This window comes from Frigidibacter sp. ROC022 (assembly GCF_024723735.1).
Taxonomy (GTDB): Bacteria; Pseudomonadota; Alphaproteobacteria; order Rhodobacterales; family Rhodobacteraceae; genus SLM-1.
The window spans coordinates 75,892-92,787 of the sequence record NZ_JANQDU010000002.1 but is presented as its reverse complement, the minus strand read 5'-3'; the positions used below and the strand labels follow the sequence as shown (position 1 = coordinate 92,787).

16 protein-coding genes are annotated in these 16,896 nt (G+C 64.9%); 13 read left to right on the top strand and 3 right to left on the bottom strand.

Annotated elements, in window-relative coordinates; translation table 11 throughout:
• Positions 1-5 precede the first annotated feature (5 nt).
• The 4 genes from glpK (at position 6) to NUW50_RS07130 (ending at position 4,041) form a co-directional block, all read left to right on the top strand.
• The gene (gene glpK, locus NUW50_RS07145) at positions 6-1,484 is read left to right on the top strand and encodes a glycerol kinase GlpK (RefSeq protein WP_258288414.1); all 1,479 of its coding nucleotides are present in this window, start codon (positions 6-8) and stop codon (positions 1,482-1,484) included.
• 193 nt (positions 1,485-1,677) lie between these two features.
• A complete protein-coding gene (locus tag NUW50_RS07140; protein WP_258288413.1) occupies positions 1,678-2,067 on the top strand; it encodes a hypothetical protein in 390 nt (129 codons plus the stop codon).
• A 257-nt stretch (positions 2,068-2,324) separates the two neighbouring features.
• Positions 2,325-3,269 carry a toll/interleukin-1 receptor domain-containing protein gene (locus NUW50_RS07135; RefSeq protein WP_258288412.1) on the top strand — a complete coding sequence of 315 codons (945 nt, stop codon included), beginning with the start codon at positions 2,325-2,327 and terminating at the stop codon, positions 3,267-3,269.
• A gap of 301 nt (positions 3,270-3,570) precedes the next feature.
• Complete coding sequence (locus tag NUW50_RS07130; protein WP_258288411.1) at positions 3,571-4,041, top strand: hypothetical protein; 471 nt, start codon at positions 3,571-3,573, stop codon at positions 4,039-4,041.
• Positions 4,042-4,095: 54 nt separating this feature from the next.
• Here the strand turns inward: NUW50_RS07130 and NUW50_RS07125 are convergent, their stop codons facing one another.
• Complete coding sequence (locus tag NUW50_RS07125) at positions 4,096-5,325, bottom strand: mandelate racemase/muconate lactonizing enzyme family protein (RefSeq protein ID WP_258288410.1); 1,230 nt, start codon at positions 5,323-5,325, stop codon at positions 4,096-4,098.
• A 24-nt stretch (positions 5,326-5,349) separates the two neighbouring features.
• Between NUW50_RS07125 and NUW50_RS07120 the strand changes: the two genes are divergently transcribed.
• A complete protein-coding gene (locus NUW50_RS07120; RefSeq protein ID WP_258288409.1) occupies positions 5,350-5,781 on the top strand; it encodes a GNAT family N-acetyltransferase in 432 nt (143 codons plus the stop codon).
• On the opposite strand, the gene NUW50_RS07115 is transcribed toward NUW50_RS07120, so the two are convergent.
• Positions 5,778-6,530: a sulfite exporter TauE/SafE family protein gene (locus NUW50_RS07115; RefSeq protein WP_258288408.1), complete on the bottom strand. Its 753-nt coding sequence runs from the start codon at positions 6,528-6,530 to the stop codon at positions 5,778-5,780. The genes NUW50_RS07120 and NUW50_RS07115 overlap by 4 nt on opposite strands.
• A 154-nt stretch (positions 6,531-6,684) precedes the next feature.
• Here NUW50_RS07115 and mdh point away from each other — a divergent pair, with 154 nt between their 5' ends.
• Positions 6,685-7,647 carry a malate dehydrogenase gene (gene mdh / locus NUW50_RS07110; protein ID WP_258288407.1) on the top strand — a complete coding sequence of 321 codons (963 nt, stop codon included), beginning with the start codon at positions 6,685-6,687 and terminating at the stop codon, positions 7,645-7,647.
• Positions 7,648-7,723: 76 nt separating this feature from the next.
• Here mdh and NUW50_RS07105 read toward each other — a convergent pair whose 3' ends face one another.
• Positions 7,724-8,314, bottom strand: coding sequence for a VPLPA-CTERM sorting domain-containing protein (locus tag NUW50_RS07105; protein ID WP_258288406.1), 591 nt, complete (start codon positions 8,312-8,314; stop codon positions 7,724-7,726).
• Between the two features lie 426 nt (positions 8,315-8,740).
• Here NUW50_RS07105 and NUW50_RS07100 point away from each other — a divergent pair, with 426 nt between their 5' ends.
• From NUW50_RS07100 to NUW50_RS07070, 7 genes are all read left to right on the top strand, one after another.
• A complete protein-coding gene (locus NUW50_RS07100; protein WP_258288405.1) occupies positions 8,741-9,955 on the top strand; it encodes a hypothetical protein in 1,215 nt (404 codons plus the stop codon).
• Between the two features lie 165 nt (positions 9,956-10,120).
• On the top strand, positions 10,121-11,314 hold the full coding sequence (gene sucC, locus NUW50_RS07095; RefSeq protein WP_258288404.1) for an ADP-forming succinate--CoA ligase subunit beta: 1,194 nt from the start codon (positions 10,121-10,123) through the stop codon (positions 11,312-11,314).
• A 60-nt stretch (positions 11,315-11,374) separates the two neighbouring features.
• Positions 11,375-11,860, top strand: coding sequence for a hypothetical protein (locus NUW50_RS07090; protein WP_258288403.1), 486 nt, complete (start codon positions 11,375-11,377; stop codon positions 11,858-11,860).
• A gap of 35 nt (positions 11,861-11,895) precedes the next feature.
• Positions 11,896-12,084: a hypothetical protein gene (locus NUW50_RS07085; protein WP_258288402.1), complete on the top strand. Its 189-nt coding sequence runs from the start codon at positions 11,896-11,898 to the stop codon at positions 12,082-12,084.
• Between the two features lie 241 nt (positions 12,085-12,325).
• Entirely contained in the window at positions 12,326-13,207 is an 882-nt protein-coding gene (gene sucD / locus NUW50_RS07080) for a succinate--CoA ligase subunit alpha (RefSeq protein WP_258288401.1), read from the top strand.
• 4 nt (positions 13,208-13,211) lie between these two features.
• The gene (locus tag NUW50_RS07075; RefSeq protein ID WP_258288400.1) at positions 13,212-13,946 is read left to right on the top strand and encodes a hypothetical protein; all 735 of its coding nucleotides are present in this window, start codon (positions 13,212-13,214) and stop codon (positions 13,944-13,946) included.
• Positions 13,943-16,894 carry a 2-oxoglutarate dehydrogenase E1 component gene (locus NUW50_RS07070; protein ID WP_258288399.1) on the top strand — a complete coding sequence of 984 codons (2,952 nt, stop codon included), beginning with the start codon at positions 13,943-13,945 and terminating at the stop codon, positions 16,892-16,894. The genes NUW50_RS07075 and NUW50_RS07070 overlap by 4 nt, the downstream gene beginning before the upstream one ends.
• Positions 16,895-16,896: the final 2 nt, after the last annotated feature.

Sequence of the window (16,896 nt, the reverse complement as noted above, 5' to 3'; positions counted from 1 at the left end):
GGTGAATGGCGCATATTCTGGCGATCGATCAGGGCACCACATCGAGCAGGGCGATTGTCTTTGACGGGGAACTGCGTCCCGTCGCCAGTGCGCAGGAGGAATTCGAGCAGCACTACCCGGACTCCGGCTGGGTCGAACATGCGCCGGAAGACCTCTGGCAGACCGTGCTGCGGGTGTCGCGGGCGGCGCTCGCCAAGGCGGGTGATGCCACCATCGCCGGGATCGGCATCACCAATCAGCGCGAGACCACGCTGGTCTGGGAGAAGGCCAGCGGCAAGCCCCTGCACAATGCCATCGTCTGGCAGGACCGGCGCACCGCTTCCACCTGCGAGCGGCTTCGTGCGGAAGGCCATGAAGCGGCGGTGACGCAAGCCACGGGGTTGTTGCTCGACCCGTATTTCTCGGGCACCAAGCTGGCCTGGGTGCTGGACCAGACCGAAGGTGCGCGGGCGCGGGCGGCGGCGGGGGAACTGCTGTTCGGCACCGTCGACAGCTGGCTGATCTGGAAGCTGACCGGCGGCAGGGTGCATGCCACGGATGCGACCAACGCGGCGCGGACGCTGCTGTGCGACCTGCGCACGGGGCAATGGTCGGAAGAGATGTGCCGCCTGCTCGACATCCCGATGGCGATGCTGCCGGAAATCCGCGATTGCGCCGCCGACTTCGGGACGACCGAGCCCGAGCTGTTCGGCCGTGCGCTGCCGATCCTCGGCGTTGCCGGCGACCAGCAGGCGGCGACCGTGGGGCAGGCATGTTTCCGGCCGGGGATGATGAAATCGACCTATGGCACCGGATGCTTTGCGCTGCTGAACACCGGCGATGCGCCGGTGATCTCCTCGAACCGGCTGCTCAGCACCGTGGCCTATCAACTGAACGGCAAGCGCAGCTATGCGCTGGAAGGGTCGATCTTCGTGGCGGGGGCGGTGGTGCAATGGCTGCGCGACGGGGTGAAGCTGATCGGCAAGGCCGCCGAGGCCGGACCGCTGGCGCGCAATGCCGATCCGGCGCAGGACCTGGTGCTGGTGCCGGCCTTCACCGGGCTTGGCGCGCCCTACTGGAATGCCGATTGCCGCGGCGCGGTGTTCGGGCTGACCCGCAACTCGGGCGCCGCCGAACTGGCGCGCGCGGCGCTGGAAAGCGTCGGCTTCCAGACCCGCGACCTGATGGAGGCGATGCGGGCCGACTGGCAGACCGAGGGCGCGGCGGTGCTGCGGGTCGATGGCGGGATGTGCGCCAGCGACTGGACGATGCAGTTCCTGGCCGACATCCTCGACGCGCCGGTGGACCGGCCGCAGGTGCTGGAGACCACGGCACTGGGGGCGGCCTGGCTGGCCGGGATGCAGGCCGGAGTCTATCCGGACCAGGATGCCTTCGCCGAGAGCTGGGCCCTGGAACGGCGCTTCGAGCCGGGGATGGACCCGGCCCTGCGCGATGCCAGATATGACCGCTGGAAGCGGGCCGTGGCGGCGACAATGGCGGTCTAGGCCGGTGTCCCCATGGGGACACGTTGATTTCATTGGGATATTTCGAACAAACTCCGGCTTGGTTAACCGAATCTTGACGGTTTTGCCCGGATGACAGGCTTTGTCATTCGGCTTCCGCCGGGGTCCGGGGTAGATCCTTTTCCCGGAAGCCGCAGCGCCGGATCGCCGCGGCGGGGGGGAAAGGAGATCGCCCATGCTGACACGTCGCCGGACCCTGGCAGGGCTGGTCTTTGTCGCGGGCCTGGCCGCAAGGCCCGCCGCCGCGTCGTCCTGGCGGATTCTCGGGCGCTGCAAGCTGGACCTGGCGCAGGAGGCCGACCGGATCGAGGTCGGCCCCGGACGCGGCCGCTGCACCACCCTGCGGCTTCAGGTCGCCGGGGCGGCGGTCCGCTTTGAACGGCTGGTGATCCGGTTCGGCAACGGCGACAGCATCGAGGTGCCGCTGGGCGATCTGGTCCCCGCCGGCGGCCGAAGCCGCGCCATCGACATGCCCGGCAGCCGCCGCCGGATTCAGGCGGTGGAAATGGCCTATCGCGGCGCCGGCGCAGGCGATCAGGCCGAGGTGACCCTTCTGGGTCTCTAGGGCCGGGAACGGAATTTCAACCGAAGACCTTTTGAGCAGCAGTCGGCGGGCGCGGTCCTGGAGGGGCGCGCCCGTCAATTTTCTGTCGGGGGCTTTGAATCTATACAAATCCAGTTTCAATTGGCGACGTGGAGCTAAACTGCGATTCCTTTCCGAGGACTATCATTCGCTCGTTTAGCTGCGCCTTTCAAATTGGAGTTGCCGAATCTGGGTCGAACGGATACTTTGAAACAGAACCGGAAACGTCTGGGGGCTAAATGCGAGCATTTATTTCCTATTCTCACCGAGATAGTGGTGCGCTTGAGCGCCTGCATGTTCATCTTGCAAACCTTCAGCGCGAAGGTCGAATTGAGGCGTGGTATGACCGCGAAATCCTCGCGGGCGATGCTTTAGATGAAGAAATCAATAAGGAGCTGAACTCCGCGGATCTCTTTCTTCTCATGGTTAGCCCGGATTTCATCGCGTCGGAGTATTGTGTTGAGCGAGAAATGCAGCGCGCACTTGAGCGGCATGATGCGGGCGAAGCACGAGTTGTACCGATTATTGTCGAACCGTGCGACTGGGCAGGGATTCCGCAACTACGAAAATTGAAGGCGCTTCCCAAGGACGGTCTACCAATTTCCGAATGGACGAACAAGAACACTGCTTACCTTGATATCGTACAGGAGCTTCGGCGAATCGTTGATGCTGGTGGGGCGGTGATGCGTGAACATGCCAATGAAGCAATTGCGCCGGCGCAGCCGCAGCGAGGCGTTCCGCGCTTTCGCATACAGCGCGATTTCGACGAGATTGATCGCAGTGAGTATCGAGACGCAGCCTTTGCCACGATCAGAGACTATTTCCGGAGGGCAATTGGCGAGTTAGACGAAATTGAAGGTCTGCGAGGTCGTTTTGTTGACCGATCCGAATACTCGTTCGGCGGCACAGTTGTGAACCGCGGCCTTCAGAACGGAACTGCGCACATCACGGTCTATCGTCGAAGTGGACGGCTTATGTTGGCGGATATCTACTACTCCTTTGACGAAAATGCTGCAGACAATACGGCGAATGGCGGATTCAACGTTTCTTCGGACGAATACGATCAGTTTCTTGTCAAGGCTTTGGAGGCTATTGGGAACGAACCTAGTAGGCTGAATGCAGAGCAGGCGGCCGAATACCTATGGAACAGATTTCTCGAGCAGGCGGGGATCACCTATGCCTGAGAGCGTGCTCTTCCAGTGCAGCAACTGTGGCCACCACTTTGCAGCTGAAATTCTTGATGAAGAGGAGCGCCGCGAAACCCTGCGCGTCAACCAACCGATTGGTTCCGGCCACTGTCCCAAGTGCGGACGAACCGACATTCGCCGCAGATGGGTTTGACAGCAAGATGCAGTGTTCTTGGGCTAACGTATTTGGTATCTCGGTGGGGCTATCTCCGCGGACCACGTGCCCCTTTTTATTGGTAAGTGAACCGTTTGGATACGTTGAGCACGAGTCTTCTGAGTTCAATACGGTGAGGTAGGCATGTTGTCACCCGAAGAGTTCACTGTTGGCGATGTTGGTACTGCCAGACCTCTTAGCTTGCTTCTTCCGATAAGTAAGTACGACGAGGCCATGCTGATTGGCGAACTGGAGGGTGTCGCCGTAGCGGTATTACTTTCGGGGGATCAAAAATCCTGCCTTATTGAATGCGAAGGCAACGATAGCTGGAAGGGCTTGATTGTTCCGGACGTCCGAGTTGAAGTGGATGAAAGCAGCCTGGTTGACGTTAATGTATACAATCCTCCGTCTTTGGCGGTAGTCAGGACCGGCACTCGCCTTGCTATTCGGGCAACACGGGAAAAGTGGATCCAGTCACGGCAATTGGTCACCTTGCATGAAGGTTTGGTGCCAGCGGGGGAACTACAAGCGACATTCGCCAGATGGCAGGTTGTTGTCGGCGTAGGCGATACCAGGCGTGTGTTATGGTCAAGACGAGAAGACGAAGACTCCTAGGACAAAGTCTGGGTTTGAATGCGGCCATGACCCACCGCTTCGCGCCCTCGGTCGCTACTCGCCCGACGCCCCGCCCTGAAAACGGTTGCCGTGGCGCCAGTCGCAGGGGGCTTCCTGCATTTCCAGATGCAGCCGGTCGCCGGCATAGGGATGCGCGCGGGCCAGGGCTTCGTCGAAGTCGATGCCCAGTCCGGGCGTCTCGGGCGGCAGGATGAAGCCGTCTTCCCAGGTGATCGTGTTGCGGATCAGCGCCATGTGAAAGGCGCCGCCGGTCTCGATGGTCTCGGCCATCAGCAGGTTGGGGATCGAGGCCGAGAGGTGGATGTTGGCGGCCCATTCCACCGGCCCGGCATAGAGATGCGGCGCCATCTGGGCGTTGTGGGTCTCGGCCAGGGCGGCGATCTTCTTGCCTTCCCAGATGCCGCCCGCCCGGCCCAGGGCCGGTTGCAGGATCGCGGTGCCGGCACGCAGGGCGAGGGCGAATTCGTTCTTGGTGGTCAGCCGCTCGCCGGTGGCCACCGGGATGCGGACGCCCCGCGCCACCTCGGCCAGCGCGGCGAAGTCGTCGGGCGGGACCGGCTCTTCGTACCAGAGCGGCGACCAGGGTTCGAGCGCCTGGCCCAGCCGGATCGCGCCGCCGGTGGAGAACTGGCCATGGGTGCCGAACAGCAGGTCGGCGCGGTCGCCCACCGCTTCGCGGATCGCCTTGCAGAAGGCCACCGAGCGGCTGATGTCGGACATCGCGGGCATGTGGCCGCCGCGGATCGTATAGGGGCCGGCCGGGTCGAACTTGATCGCGGTGAAGCCCAGATCGACCATCCGCAGCGCCGCCTCGGCGGCCATGTCGGGCGAGGTCCAGAAGGCGGCGGCGTCGTCCTGCGGGCCGGGGTAGAGATAGGTGTAGGAGCGGATGCGCCGGTTCATCATGCCGCCCAGCAGCGCCCAGACCGGGCGGTTCCTGGCCTTGCCGAGGATGTCCCAGCAGGCGATCTCGAGCCCCGAGAAGGCGCCGATCACGGTCGGGTCGGGACGCTGGGTGAAGCCGGCGGAATAGGCGCGGCGGAACATCAGCTCGATGTTCTCGGGGCTCTCACCGGCCATGTGGCGGGCAAAGACATCCTCGATCACCGCGTTCTGCGCCTTCGGTCCGACGGTTGAGGCATAGCATTCGCCATAGCCGCTGATGCCGTCGTCGGTGGTGAGCTTCACGAAGGTCCAGTAGCGCCCGCCCCAGCCCGGGGCCGGGGGGGCGACGGTGAAGATCTCGATGTCCTTGAGTTTCATGCGCGGCCCTTCCATGCTGGCCCCATGGAAATCACCATTCGCCGGCTCGGTCCAGAGGATGCGGCGGCGGTCCTGGCCTCGGAGGGCGTTTTCGATCATCCCTGCCGGCCGGATCAGACCCGCGCCTTCCTGTCCCGCGACGATCACGTTCTGGTCGGCGCCTTCGACGGGGCCCGAATGGTCGGCATGGCCAGCGGCATGGTGCTGCTGCATCCAGACAAGGCGCCGGCCTTCTTCGTCTCGGAGGTCGGGACCGCCGAGAGCCACCGGAAGCGCGGGATCGCCAGCCGGCTGGTCGCCCTGCTGCTGGAGACGGCGCGGGGCCTGGGCTGCGAGGGAATCTGGCTGGCCACGGAAGCCGACAACGCCGCGGCGCGGGCGCTCTATCGCAGGCTCGCGGCGCGCGAGACGGAGGGCATCGTGGTCTATGACTGGGACGGGGCGATGGACGGTTAGCCGCCCCTTGCGGCATCCCAGAGCAGTTTCAGCGAGATCGCCAGCAGCGCCCAGGTGACGATCTGGAAGAACAGCTTCTCGGGCAGGATGCGGACCAGCCGGACCCCGGCGAAAACCGCCAGCGAGGCGGGCAGCATCAGCAGCAGCGCGACATGCAGGTTGTCGGCGGAGAGCTGGCCGAGGAAATAGTAGGGGATCAGCTTCACCGCGTTGATGATGGCGAAGAGGATCGTCGTGGTGCCGGCGAAGACCGTCTTCTTCAGCCGCAGCGGCAGCACATAGACCTGATAGGGCGGGCCGCCGGAATGGCTGACGAAGCTGGTGAAACCGGCCACCGTGCCCCAGAACCAGCCGGGGCCCAGCCGCGGCTTGCGCGGCGGGCCTTCCTGCGCATGGCGCAACAGCAGGTTCAGCGCGAAGGCGGCGCCGATCAGGCCGATCAGCCCGGTGACCAGACGCTCGGGCACCAGGGTGGCGGTGGCCCAGCCGATCGCGACGCCGAGGATGCAGGGCGGGATCAGGATCCGCAGCAGCAGCCTGTCGAAGTCGCGGCGATAGGCCCAGAGACCGAACATGTCCGAGACGACATAGACCGGCAGCAGCAGCCCCGCCGCCATGACCGGGTTGATCACCAGGGTCATGATCGGCACCGAGAGCATGGCGACGATCGGCAGACCCCCCTTGGACATGCCGACCAGAATCGCCGCGGTGATGGCCGCGGCCCAAAACCCGAAATCTTCGAAACCCATCGATCGGCCTCCCTGCCTCGGGCGCCGCTTTAGCGCAAACATCGGCGGTCTGACAGGGGTTGGCGATGTGCCGCGGCGCAGCGGCCTTGCACGCCGGGGCAACAGGGCCTAAGCCTCGCGCCGTCAATCCAACCCATGCGGGAGACCGAAGACCATGGCCAGATCGAAAATCGCCCTTATCGGCGCAGGACAGATCGGCGGCACACTTGCCCACCTTGCCGTCACCAAAGAGCTCGGTGATGTCACCCTGTTCGACATCGCCGAAGGCGTGCCGCAGGGCAAGGCGCTCGACCTTGCCGAGAGCGGCCCGGTTTCGGGCTTTGACGCGGAGCTGAAGGGTGCCAACGATTACGCCGACATTGCCGGGGCCGATGTCTGCATCGTCACCGCCGGGGTGCCGCGCAAACCGGGGATGAGCCGGGACGACCTGCTGGGGATCAACCTCAAGGTCATGAAGGCGGTCGGCGAGGGGATCAAGGCGAACTGCCCGGACGCCTTCGTGATCTGCATCACCAACCCGCTGGACGCGATGGTCTGGGCCCTGCGCGAGTTCTCGGGCCTGCCGGCCGAGAAGGTCGTCGGCATGGCCGGCGTGCTCGATTCGGCGCGGTTCCGGCATTTCCTGAGCCTTGAATTCGGCGTCTCGATGCGTGATGTCACCGCCTTCGTGCTGGGCGGCCATGGCGACACGATGGTGCCGCTGGTGCGCTATTCCACCGTCGCCGGCATTCCGCTGCCGGACCTGGTCAGCATGGGCTGGACCACCCAGGACAAGCTGGACGCGATCGTGCAGCGCACCCGCGATGGCGGCGCCGAGATCGTCGGGCTGCTCAAGACCGGCAGCGCCTTCTACGCGCCCGCCGCCAGCGCCATCGAAATGGCCGAGGCCTATCTGAAGGATCAGAAGCGGGTGCTGCCCTGCGCCGCCCGTGTCGACGGGGCCTATGGCCTGAAGGGGCTGTATGTCGGCGTGCCGACCGTGATCGGCGCCGGCGGCATCGAGCGGATCATCGACATCAAGCTTTCCAAGGACGAGCAGGCGATGTTCGACAAGTCGGTCGAAGCCGTCGAGGGCCTCGTCGCCGCCTGCAAGGGCATCGACCCCTCGCTGGCCTGAGGCCAGGGTTCGCCGAAACAGGAAAGGGCGGCAGACTTCGGTCTGCCGCCCTTTCGATTTCTTCTATCGTGTCGGGTCAGGCCGCCTGCTTGCGCTTGCGGCGCGCGGCGAAACCGAAGCCGCCCAGTGCCATCAGCAGCATCGGTGCCGCGGCCGGAAGCGGGACCGTTGCGGCAGTGACGACGGCCGACTGGATGTAGAACTGTTGCTCGCTGGTGCCGCCAAAGGCAAAGGTCGCAGAGCTGACATTTCCGAAGCTCAGTCCGCTGAGGCCGGCAAAGGTATATTCTGTCAGAGTGCCGCCGTTGATGCCGAAGAGCAGTGTCTCATTCGTCGTCAGCGGAACATGGCCTTCGGCGCGGAACAGGATGTCGCTGAGCGTCCTGAGGCCGTCAAAGGCGATGGTCACGGCCTCGCCATATGTCACGTTGTCATCACTGGACGGCGTGCACTGGTCCGACTGGGTCAGCGACTTGCAGACGCCGAGGCCGGCATCGCCGGCGTCGAAATAGGCGTAGGCGTCGTTGCCACTGGCCGTGGCCGAGAAAGTCACGGTCTCGCCATCGAAAAACGGGCTGCTGATCATCGTGCCATTTGCGACGCCCTTTTCGCCGCTGTTGGCATAGCCCATGAAGTCGAGCGTTGCGGCCTGCGCCGCCCCGGTCATTGCCCCGGCCGCAAATGCGGCGGCAAGTATTAGTGTCCTCAACATAGTCCCCCTCCAGTATTACAAGACAGGCGCCGAACAGACGCATTCAGGAAAAACAATCAGTCGGGAATCCGAAAAGATCTCGAAAGAACAGTGATTCCCGAACTTTCCCCCAAGGGGACGTTAACATAGAATCGACCAACCGGGGCGACGGTGTTTCGCGCATCTTCGGTGCTGCGGGAAATACTTCGTTGACGCTATGGAAACGATTCAGTGTCGACCCAATGGAGGTCTTCCGCCGGGCAACTGCGGCGGACGGCCCGGCGTTCTGCGCGGATTGGTCGATCGGCTCTGCGATCCCCTTCCCTGCGCGTGACGTGACGGAGGATTTGCCGGACTGTCCGAGGCGGCCCTAGGCTGCGCACATTTGCCAAGGAGTTTCAAATGCGACCCTTTCTGTCGGGCCTGTTCGGCCTGGTTCTGCTCTCCACCCACATGCTCGCCTCGCCCCTTGCCGCCGAGGGGATCTCGGCCGAGATCGGCGAGACCGGCATCACCGCGACCCGCGACCGGCTGGCCGCCTTGCCGGCGCCGGATGATGCCGAGCGCTTTGCCCTGGCCGGGCTGCGGTTTCTGGGCGGGGTCGAGGCGGCGCTTCAGGCGCGCTACGACCATGCCTTCAGCCCCGAGATGAACATGATCCCGGTGCTGCGCCTGACGGTGCCCGAGAACCCGGCCCCGCAACCGTTCCGTGCCGATCTGGTGCGCGACATCTTTGGCGGGCTGATCGCGGAAATGGCGGCGGCGCGGGCCCAGTTGGCGGCGATCCCGGAGGACTCGGATTTCGGGCTGGAACTGCGGCCGGCGGATCTGTGGTTCGACATCGACGGCGATGGCCGGCGCGGCGCCGGCGAGGAGTTCCACGAGGTGCTGGGCATGGCGCTGTTTGCCCGGACCGGCTTCGACTCCGGCGGGCTGGAGCAGATCACCATCCGCTTCGATGTCGCCGACAGCCGCTGGCTGAGCGCCTATGCCGCGCTGATCGAAGGCGTGGGCGAGCTGGTGCTGGCCTATGACCCGACCCGGGCGATTGCCGATGTGATGGCGGCCAATCAGGGTCTGGCGGCGGTCAATGACGGCCAGCCGATGCTCAACGCGATGGACATGAATTTCGGCCGTTTCGTCGACAGTGCGGTGGCGGTCCAGCGCGCGCTGGCGCAGCAGCCCGACCGCGACCACGCGGCAAGGGCGCTGCAGCGGTTCGAGGAGGTTGTGCGGGCCAATCACGATTTCTGGCGGTTGGCCGCGGCCGAGACCGACGATGCAATGGAGTGGATCCCCAATGCCCGCCAGCATTCGGCCCTGGGCCTGGAAATGCCGCCGAATGCCGGCGAGGAATGGCTGAAGGTGCTGGACGACGCCGACCGGCTGCTGAAGGGTGAACTGCTTCTGCCCTACTGGCGGCTGGGCGAGGGCGCCGGGCTGAACCTGCGCAGGATGTTCGAGGACCCGCGCCCGGTCGATCTGTTCGCCTGGGTGCAGGGCATCGGGGCGCTGCCCTATGCCGAGACCGGCGAGCGGATCAGCAGCCGCAGCTGGCGCAGCTTCGACCGTCTGATGCAGGGTCGGGGAATGCTTTTCGCGGTGCTGTTCAACTGAGTCGTTTCGGGAACGGGTGCTTGTGATCACGGCCCGGAATGCCGTGATCACAAAATCCTCTTTTTGCCGCGGTTCAATGCGCTAACATCGAAAATCCCTGTATTTTGACGGGCCGCTTTGGCATGACGCGGGAAACCGGACCGTTTCGAAAGGCAGGCACTTGCGATGAATATCCACGAATATCAGGCCAAGGCTTTGCTGAAATCCTATGGCGCTCCGGTCTCGGACGGCCGTGCGGTGCTGAAGGCCGAGGATGCCAAGACCGCCGCCGGTGAACTGGACGGGCCGCTCTGGGTGGTCAAGGCGCAAATCCACGCCGGGGGCCGCGGCAAGGGCACGTTCAAGGAGGCTGCCGCCGGCGACAAGGGCGGCGTCAGGCTGGCCCACAGCGTCGAGGAAGCCGCCAACGAGGCCCGCAAGATGCTGGGCCGCACCCTGGTCACCAAGCAGACCGGCCCGGCGGGCAAGCAGGTCAACCGGATCTATATCGAGGATGGTTCCGACATCGAGCGCGAGCTCTATCTCGCCGTGCTGGTCGATCGCGCTACCTCGCGCATCGCCTTTGTGGCTTCGACCGAAGGCGGCATGGACATCGAGGAGGTCGCACATTCGACGCCCGAGAAGATCCTGTCCTTCTCGGTCGATCCGGCGACCGGCCTGTCGGATTTCCACGGCCGCCGGGTGGCCTTCGCCCTGGGGCTGAAGGGGCCGCAGGTCAAGCAATGCGTGGCGCTGATCCGGACGCTCTACAAGCTCTTCGTGGACAAGGACATGGAGATGCTCGAGATCAACCCGCTGGTGGTGATGAAGGACGGCAATCTGAAATGCCTCGACGCCAAGATGGGGTTCGACGGCAACGCGATGTATCGCCATGCCGACATCCTGAGCCTGCGTGACGAGACCGAGGAGGACCCCAAGGAACTGGCCGCCTCGAAATTCGACCTGAACTACATCGCGCTGGACGGCGAGATCGGCTGCATGGTCAACGGCGCCGGCCTGGCGATGGCGACGATGGACATCATCAAGCTCTACGGTGCCTCGCCCGCCAACTTCCTCGATGTCGGCGGCGGCGCCACCACCGAGAAGGTGACCGAGGCGTTCAAGATCATCACCTCGGACCCGCATGTGAAGGGCATTCTGGTGAACATCTTCGGCGGCATCATGCGCTGCGACATCATTGCCGAGGGCATCATCGCCGCGGTCAAGGAAGTCGGCCTGCAGGTGCCGCTGGTCGTGCGGCTGGAAGGCACCAATGTCGAGAAGGGCAAGGAGATCATCGCCGGCTCCGGGCTGAACGTGATCGCCGCCGACGACCTGAAGGACGGGGCCGAGAAGATCGTCAAGGCGGTCAAGGGCTGAACGGGGCGCGCGGGCGAGGGGGCGCGAGATGGACGATCCCATGCCAGGCAGGAGAGCATGATGTTCAAGGCCAGCCATGCAGGTTTCGGTGCCGTCCTGGCGCTGGCGGCTGGTCTGGCTTCGGCCGCTGTTGCCGGTCCCTCCGACACCCGCGCGGCGCTGTCTGCCTGCGCCACGGGTTTCCCGACCCCCGCGACCATCGCCAGCGGATTTGCCGCCGCCGGCTTCGTCAGCCAGGGCGACATGGGCGGGATGCAGATGTTCCTTTCGCCGGATGGCAAGACCGTGGCGGGCACCAAGGGCAGTGCCGAGACCGGGCTGCGCTGCGTCGTCATGGAGCACAAGCTGAGCACCCGTAAGGCCGGGCAACTGGTCGATGCTCTGCTCCGGCAGATGCCCGGCGCCAGCAAGCTGACCCCGCCGACCAGGGAGGTGACGGTGCTCTATTCCGGGATGCTGAACAACAGGCTGTCGAATGTCTTTGTCGCCAGGCGTTTCGAGTTCGGCCCCGTCGCCGGGGCGGCTCTGCTGGTCGAGGCCGAGTGACCCGGGGGCCCGGGCGCACAAGAGGAGTTGGGACCATGAAACTTGCGGGATGGATGATCGGGCTGACCCTGGCCCTGGGCGGCTGCGTGCCGCTGACGGTCGGGCCCCAGGTCGCCCCCGAAGTGGGACGTGGCCGCTGTCAGGACCTGCCGGGCGAGACGTTCCAGCACATGGCGTCGAAATACCCGGTGCGCTGCGGCCCGCAGGAGGAAACGCCGCATTGAGCGGCCCGACAAGATGACCCAGTCCGCAATCACCCAGCCCGTTCCCGGTCCCGCCGCGCAGCATCGCGCGGCACGGGGGGTCGCCGCCACCGTGGCGGCCGGGCCATTGATCTGCGCGACACAGACCCTACCTGCCCCGGGGCGACCGGCGCAGTTCTTCGCATCCAGGGGGCCGACCGAGGCCCCGTGGTCCCTTTCCGCCGCCGCGCCCCGGCGCCACCACTGACCAAGGAGCCACAAGATGGCGATACTCGTTGACGAAACCACCAAGGTGATCTGCCAGGGCCTGACCGGAAGCCAGGGCACGTTCCACACCGAACAGGCGATTGCCTACGGCACCAAGATGGTCGGCGGGGTCACTCCGGGAAAGGGCGGCACGACGCATCTGGACCTGCCGGTCTACAACTCGGTGCACGAGGCGGTGGCCGAGACCGGTGCCAATGCCAGCGTGATCTACGTGCCGCCGCCCTTCGCCGCGGATTCGATCCTGGAAGCGATCGACGCCGAGGTGCCGCTGGTGGTCTGCATCACCGAGGGCATCCCGGTGCTGGACATGATGAAGGTCAAGCGGGCGCTGGACGGTTCGGCCACGCGGCTGATCGGGCCGAACTGCCCCGGCGTGATGACCCCGGATGCCTGCAAGATCGGCATCATGCCGGGCAGCATCTTCAAGCGCGGCACGGTGGGCGTGGTCTCGCGTTCGGGCACGCTGACCTATGAGGCGGTCAAGCAGACCACGGATGTCGGGCTGGGACAGTCCTCGGCCATCGGCATCGGCGGCGACCCGATCAAGGGCACCGAGCATATCGACATTCTCGACATGTTCCTGGACGACGACGAAACCCAGTCGATCATCATGATCGGCGAGATCGGCGGTTCGGCCGAGGAGGAAGCCGCCGAGTTCCTGAAGGAACAGGCGAAGAAGGGCCGCAAGAAGCCGGTCGCAGGCTTCATTGCCGGGCGCACCGCGCCTCCGGGCCGCCGGATGGGCCATGCCGGGGCGATCGTCTCGGGCGGCAAGGGCGATGCGGAATCGAAGATCGAGGCGATGAAGAGCGCCGGCATCGTGGTGGCCGACAGCCCGGCGGGCCTGGGCGAGGCCGTCCTGAAAGCGATCGGGTAAGGTGATGCGCGCGGGTCCGGTCTTGGGCGAGTCCTGGGCAGTGCCGGTTCCGCCGGCGCTGGCAGCCGCCTTGTGCCTGGGCCTGGCCACCCCGGCGCTGGCCGGTCCCGCCTATGACGCCTCGGGCATCGCGGCGCCCTGTCTGGCCGCCAGTCCCGATGTCGAGGGTTTCCGCGCCGCCTTCGAGATGGCGGGCTGGGCCGAGGCGCAGGGCGCCGGGCGGACGCGGGCGCTGCGTGCGTTGGGCGAGGTCCAGTCCATGGTCCAGATGCTGCCGCGGTTGGATACGCCCGAGGACTACCGCCATTTCATCGAGAAGGCGCATCAACGGGCCGAGATGGGCGACGACTGGCTGTTGGTGATGGTCCACGAGGGTCTCTCGGCCGGATTGACGTTCTATGAAGCTTCTGCCGGAGACAGCTTGGTCAACTGCTACATGACCGGCACCGATCTTCCCGCCGTGGCCGAGGCCATGGCCCAGCCGAAGGCCCGCCAGCCGGATCACGCCCGGCCCCTCCATGGCTCGTTCGGCGGCTTTTCCGAGAACCCCGACCTGCCGGGCTATCGGGCGCTGCATTACGACTGGATCGTGATCGCGCCGCCCTTCACGCCCGAACCGCCGCTTCTGGGCGCCCAGTCGATCATCGTCAGCTATTCCTTCGACGCCGCCGCCCCGCCCGAACCGCCCGTCACGCAACCCAATCCGCGCAACAGCCGCAACGTCAGGAAACACCCATGACCGAGCAATCCCCGAACGACCAATTCCGCGCTTCGTCCTTTCTGCAGGGACACAACGCCGAATATCTCGAACAGCTTCAGGCCCGCTACGCAGAGGACCCGACTTCGGTCGATGGTGCATGGGCCGAGTTCTTCCGGCAGATGGGCGAGTCCGAGCTGGATGCCAAGGCCGAGGCCGCCGGGCCGTCCTGGGCGCGGGACGACTGGCCGCCGGCACCGCATGACGAGCTGACCGCGGCGCTGGACGGGCAATGGGCCGAGCCGGCCGCGCAGGGCGAGAAGATCAAGGCCAAGGCCGCCGAAGCCGGGATTGCCGTCACCGAGGATCAGGTCCGCCGCGCGGTGCTGGACAGCATCCGGGCGCTGATGCTGATCCGCGCCTATCGGATCCGGGGCCATCTGGCCGCCGATCTCGACCCGCTGGGGATGCTCAACCGCACCGACCATCCCGAGCTGGATCCGAAGAGCTACGGCTTCACCGAGGCCGACATGGACCGGCCGATCTTCATCGACAAGGTCCTGGGCCTGGAACATGCCACGATGCGGCAGATCGTCGAGATCGTGAAACGCACCTATTGCGGCACCTTTGCGCTGCAGTACATGCATATCTCGGACCCGGAGCAGGCCGGCTGGCTGAAGGAGCGGATCGAGGGCTACGGCAAGGAAATCCAGTTCACCCGGGAAGGCCGCAAGGCGATCCTGAACAAGCTGGTCGAGGCCGAGGGCTACGAGAAGTTCCTGCATGTCAAATACATGGGGATCAAGCGTTTCGGCCTGGACGGCGGCGAAAGCCTGATCCCGGCGCTGGAGCAGATCATCAAGCGCGGCGGCGCCCTGGGGGTGAAGGAAATCGTCTTCGGGATGCCGCACCGCGGCCGCCTGAACGTGCTGACCAACGTGATGATGAAGCCCTACCGGGCGATCTTCAACGAATTCCAGGGCGGCAGTTTCAAGCCCGAGGACGTGGAAGGCTCGGGCGACGTGAAGTATCACCTCGGCGCCTCCTCGGACCGGACCTTCGACGGCAACACCGTCCACCTCAGCCTGACCGCCAACCCGAGCCACCTGGAAGCGGTGAACCCGGTGGTTCTGGGCAAGGCGCGGGCCAAGCAATACCAGTTGAACGATACCGACCGGACCAAGGTGCTGCCGATCCTGCTGCACGGCGACGCCGCCTTTGCCGGGCAGGGGATCATCGCCGAGTGTTTCGGTCTCTCGGGCCTGACCGGGCACCGCACCGGCGGCACGATCCATGTCGTCGTCAACAACCAGATCGGCTTTACCACGGCGCCGGCCTTCTCGCGCTCCTCGCCCTATCCGACGGACATCGCCCTGATGGTCGAGGCGCCGATCTTCCACGTCAACGGCGACGACCCGGAAGCGGTGGTCCATGCCGCCAAGGTGGCGACCGAGTTCCGCCAGAAATTCCACAAGGACGTGGTCATCGACATCTTCTGTTATCGCCGCTTCGGCCATAACGAAGGCATCGAGCCGATGTTCACCAACCCGGTGATGTATTCGCACATCAAGAAGCAGAAATCGACGCTGCAGCTTTATACCGAACGCCTTGTGGCCGACGGGCTGATCCCGGAAGGCGAGATCGAGGACATGAAGGCGGCCTTCCAGGCGAAGCTGAACGAAGAGTTCGAGGCCGGGAAGGAATACAAGCCGAACAAGGCCGACTGGCTGGACGGCAAGTGGTCGCATCTCGACCGCGAGGGCAAGGAATACGACCGCGGCGAGACCGCGATTCCGAAGAAGCTGCTGAAGGAGGTCGGTGCCGCGCTGGTCGCCAAGCCGCCGGGATTCACCCTGCACCGGACCGTCGAGAAGATGCTCGACAACAAGGCCGAGATGTTCAGGACCGGCAAGAACTTCGACTGGGCGACGGCCGAGGCGCTGGCCTTCGGCAGCCTGCTGACCGAGGGCTATCCGGTGCGGCTGTCGGGGCAGGATTCGATCTCGGGCACCTTCTCGCACCGGCATTCGGCGCTGATCGACCAGACCAATGACGAGCGCTACTTCAGCCTCAACCATATCCGGCCCGGCCAGGCCCGGTTCGAGGCGATCGACTCGATGCTGTCGGAATATGCGGTGCTGGGCTTCGAATACGGCTATTCGCTGGCCGAACCGAACGCCCTGACGCTGTGGGAAGCGCAGTTCGGCGATTTCGCCAATGGCGCCCAGATCATGTTCGACCAGTTCATTTCCTCGGGCGAACGCAAATGGCTGCGGATGTCGGGCCTCGTCTGCCTGTTGCCGCATGGCTACGAAGGCCAGGGGCCGGAGCATTCCAGCGCCCGGCTGGAGCGGTTCCTGCAGATGTGCGCCGAGGACAACTGGATCGTCGCCAACTGCTCGACCCCGGCGAACTACTTCCACATCCTGCGCCGGCAGCTGCATCGCAGCTACCGCAAGCCGCTGGTGCTGATGACGCCCAAGTCGCTGTTGCGGCACAAGATGTGCGTCTCGGATGCCGAGGATTTCACCACCGGCTCGTCCTTCCACCGGGTTCTCTGGGACGATGCGCAGAAAGGGCATTCCGACACCAAGCTGGTGCCGGACTCGAAGATCAGGCGCGTGGTCATGTGCTCGGGCAAGGTCTACTACGACCTGCTGGAAGCCCGCGATGCCGCCGGGATCGACGATATCTACCTGCTCCGGGTCGAACAGTTCTACCCGTTCCCGGCCCTGTCGCTGGTCAAGGAACTGGAACGCTTCAAGCAGGCCGAGATGGTCTGGTGCCAGGAAGAGCCCAAGAACCAGGGCGCCTGGAACTTCATCGAGCCGAACATCGAATGGGTTCTGGGCCGGATCGGCGCCAAGCACGGCCGACCCACCTATGCCGGACGCCATGCATCGGCCTCGCCTGCCACCGGCCTCGTTTCGCAGCACAAGGCCCAGCAAACCGCGCTGATCAATGACGCGCTGAAGATCGAAGGGAAGTAGTC

Bases quoted from the DNA above. Each gene is read 5' to 3' on its own strand.
- glpK (WP_258288414.1), top strand. From the start codon at position 6: ATGGCGCATATTCTGGCGATCGATCAGGGCACCACATCGAGCAGGGCG.
- NUW50_RS07115 (WP_258288408.1), bottom strand. From the start codon at position 6,530: ATGGGTTTCGAAGATTTCGGGTTTTGGGCCGCGGCCATCACCGCGGCG.
- NUW50_RS07100 (WP_258288405.1), top strand. From the start codon at position 8,741: ATGCGACCCTTTCTGTCGGGCCTGTTCGGCCTGGTTCTGCTCTCCACC.
- NUW50_RS07070 (WP_258288399.1), top strand. From the start codon at position 13,943: ATGACCGAGCAATCCCCGAACGACCAATTCCGCGCTTCGTCCTTTCTG.
- NUW50_RS07135 (WP_258288412.1), top strand. From the start codon at position 2,325: ATGCGAGCATTTATTTCCTATTCTCACCGAGATAGTGGTGCGCTTGAG.
- sucC (WP_258288404.1), top strand. From the start codon at position 10,121: ATGAATATCCACGAATATCAGGCCAAGGCTTTGCTGAAATCCTATGGC.
- NUW50_RS07105 (WP_258288406.1), bottom strand. From the start codon at position 8,314: ATGACCGGGGCGGCGCAGGCCGCAACGCTCGACTTCATGGGCTATGCC.
- NUW50_RS07075 (WP_258288400.1), top strand. From the start codon at position 13,212: ATGCGCGCGGGTCCGGTCTTGGGCGAGTCCTGGGCAGTGCCGGTTCCG.
- NUW50_RS07140 (WP_258288413.1), top strand. From the start codon at position 1,678: ATGCTGACACGTCGCCGGACCCTGGCAGGGCTGGTCTTTGTCGCGGGC.
- NUW50_RS07130 (WP_258288411.1), top strand. From the start codon at position 3,571: ATGTTGTCACCCGAAGAGTTCACTGTTGGCGATGTTGGTACTGCCAGA.
- NUW50_RS07090 (WP_258288403.1), top strand. From the start codon at position 11,375: ATGTTCAAGGCCAGCCATGCAGGTTTCGGTGCCGTCCTGGCGCTGGCG.
- mdh (WP_258288407.1), top strand. From the start codon at position 6,685: ATGGCCAGATCGAAAATCGCCCTTATCGGCGCAGGACAGATCGGCGGC.
- NUW50_RS07120 (WP_258288409.1), top strand. From the start codon at position 5,350: ATGGAAATCACCATTCGCCGGCTCGGTCCAGAGGATGCGGCGGCGGTC.
- sucD (WP_258288401.1), top strand. From the start codon at position 12,326: ATGGCGATACTCGTTGACGAAACCACCAAGGTGATCTGCCAGGGCCTG.
- NUW50_RS07125 (WP_258288410.1), bottom strand. From the start codon at position 5,325: ATGAAACTCAAGGACATCGAGATCTTCACCGTCGCCCCCCCGGCCCCG.
- NUW50_RS07085 (WP_258288402.1), top strand. From the start codon at position 11,896: ATGAAACTTGCGGGATGGATGATCGGGCTGACCCTGGCCCTGGGCGGC.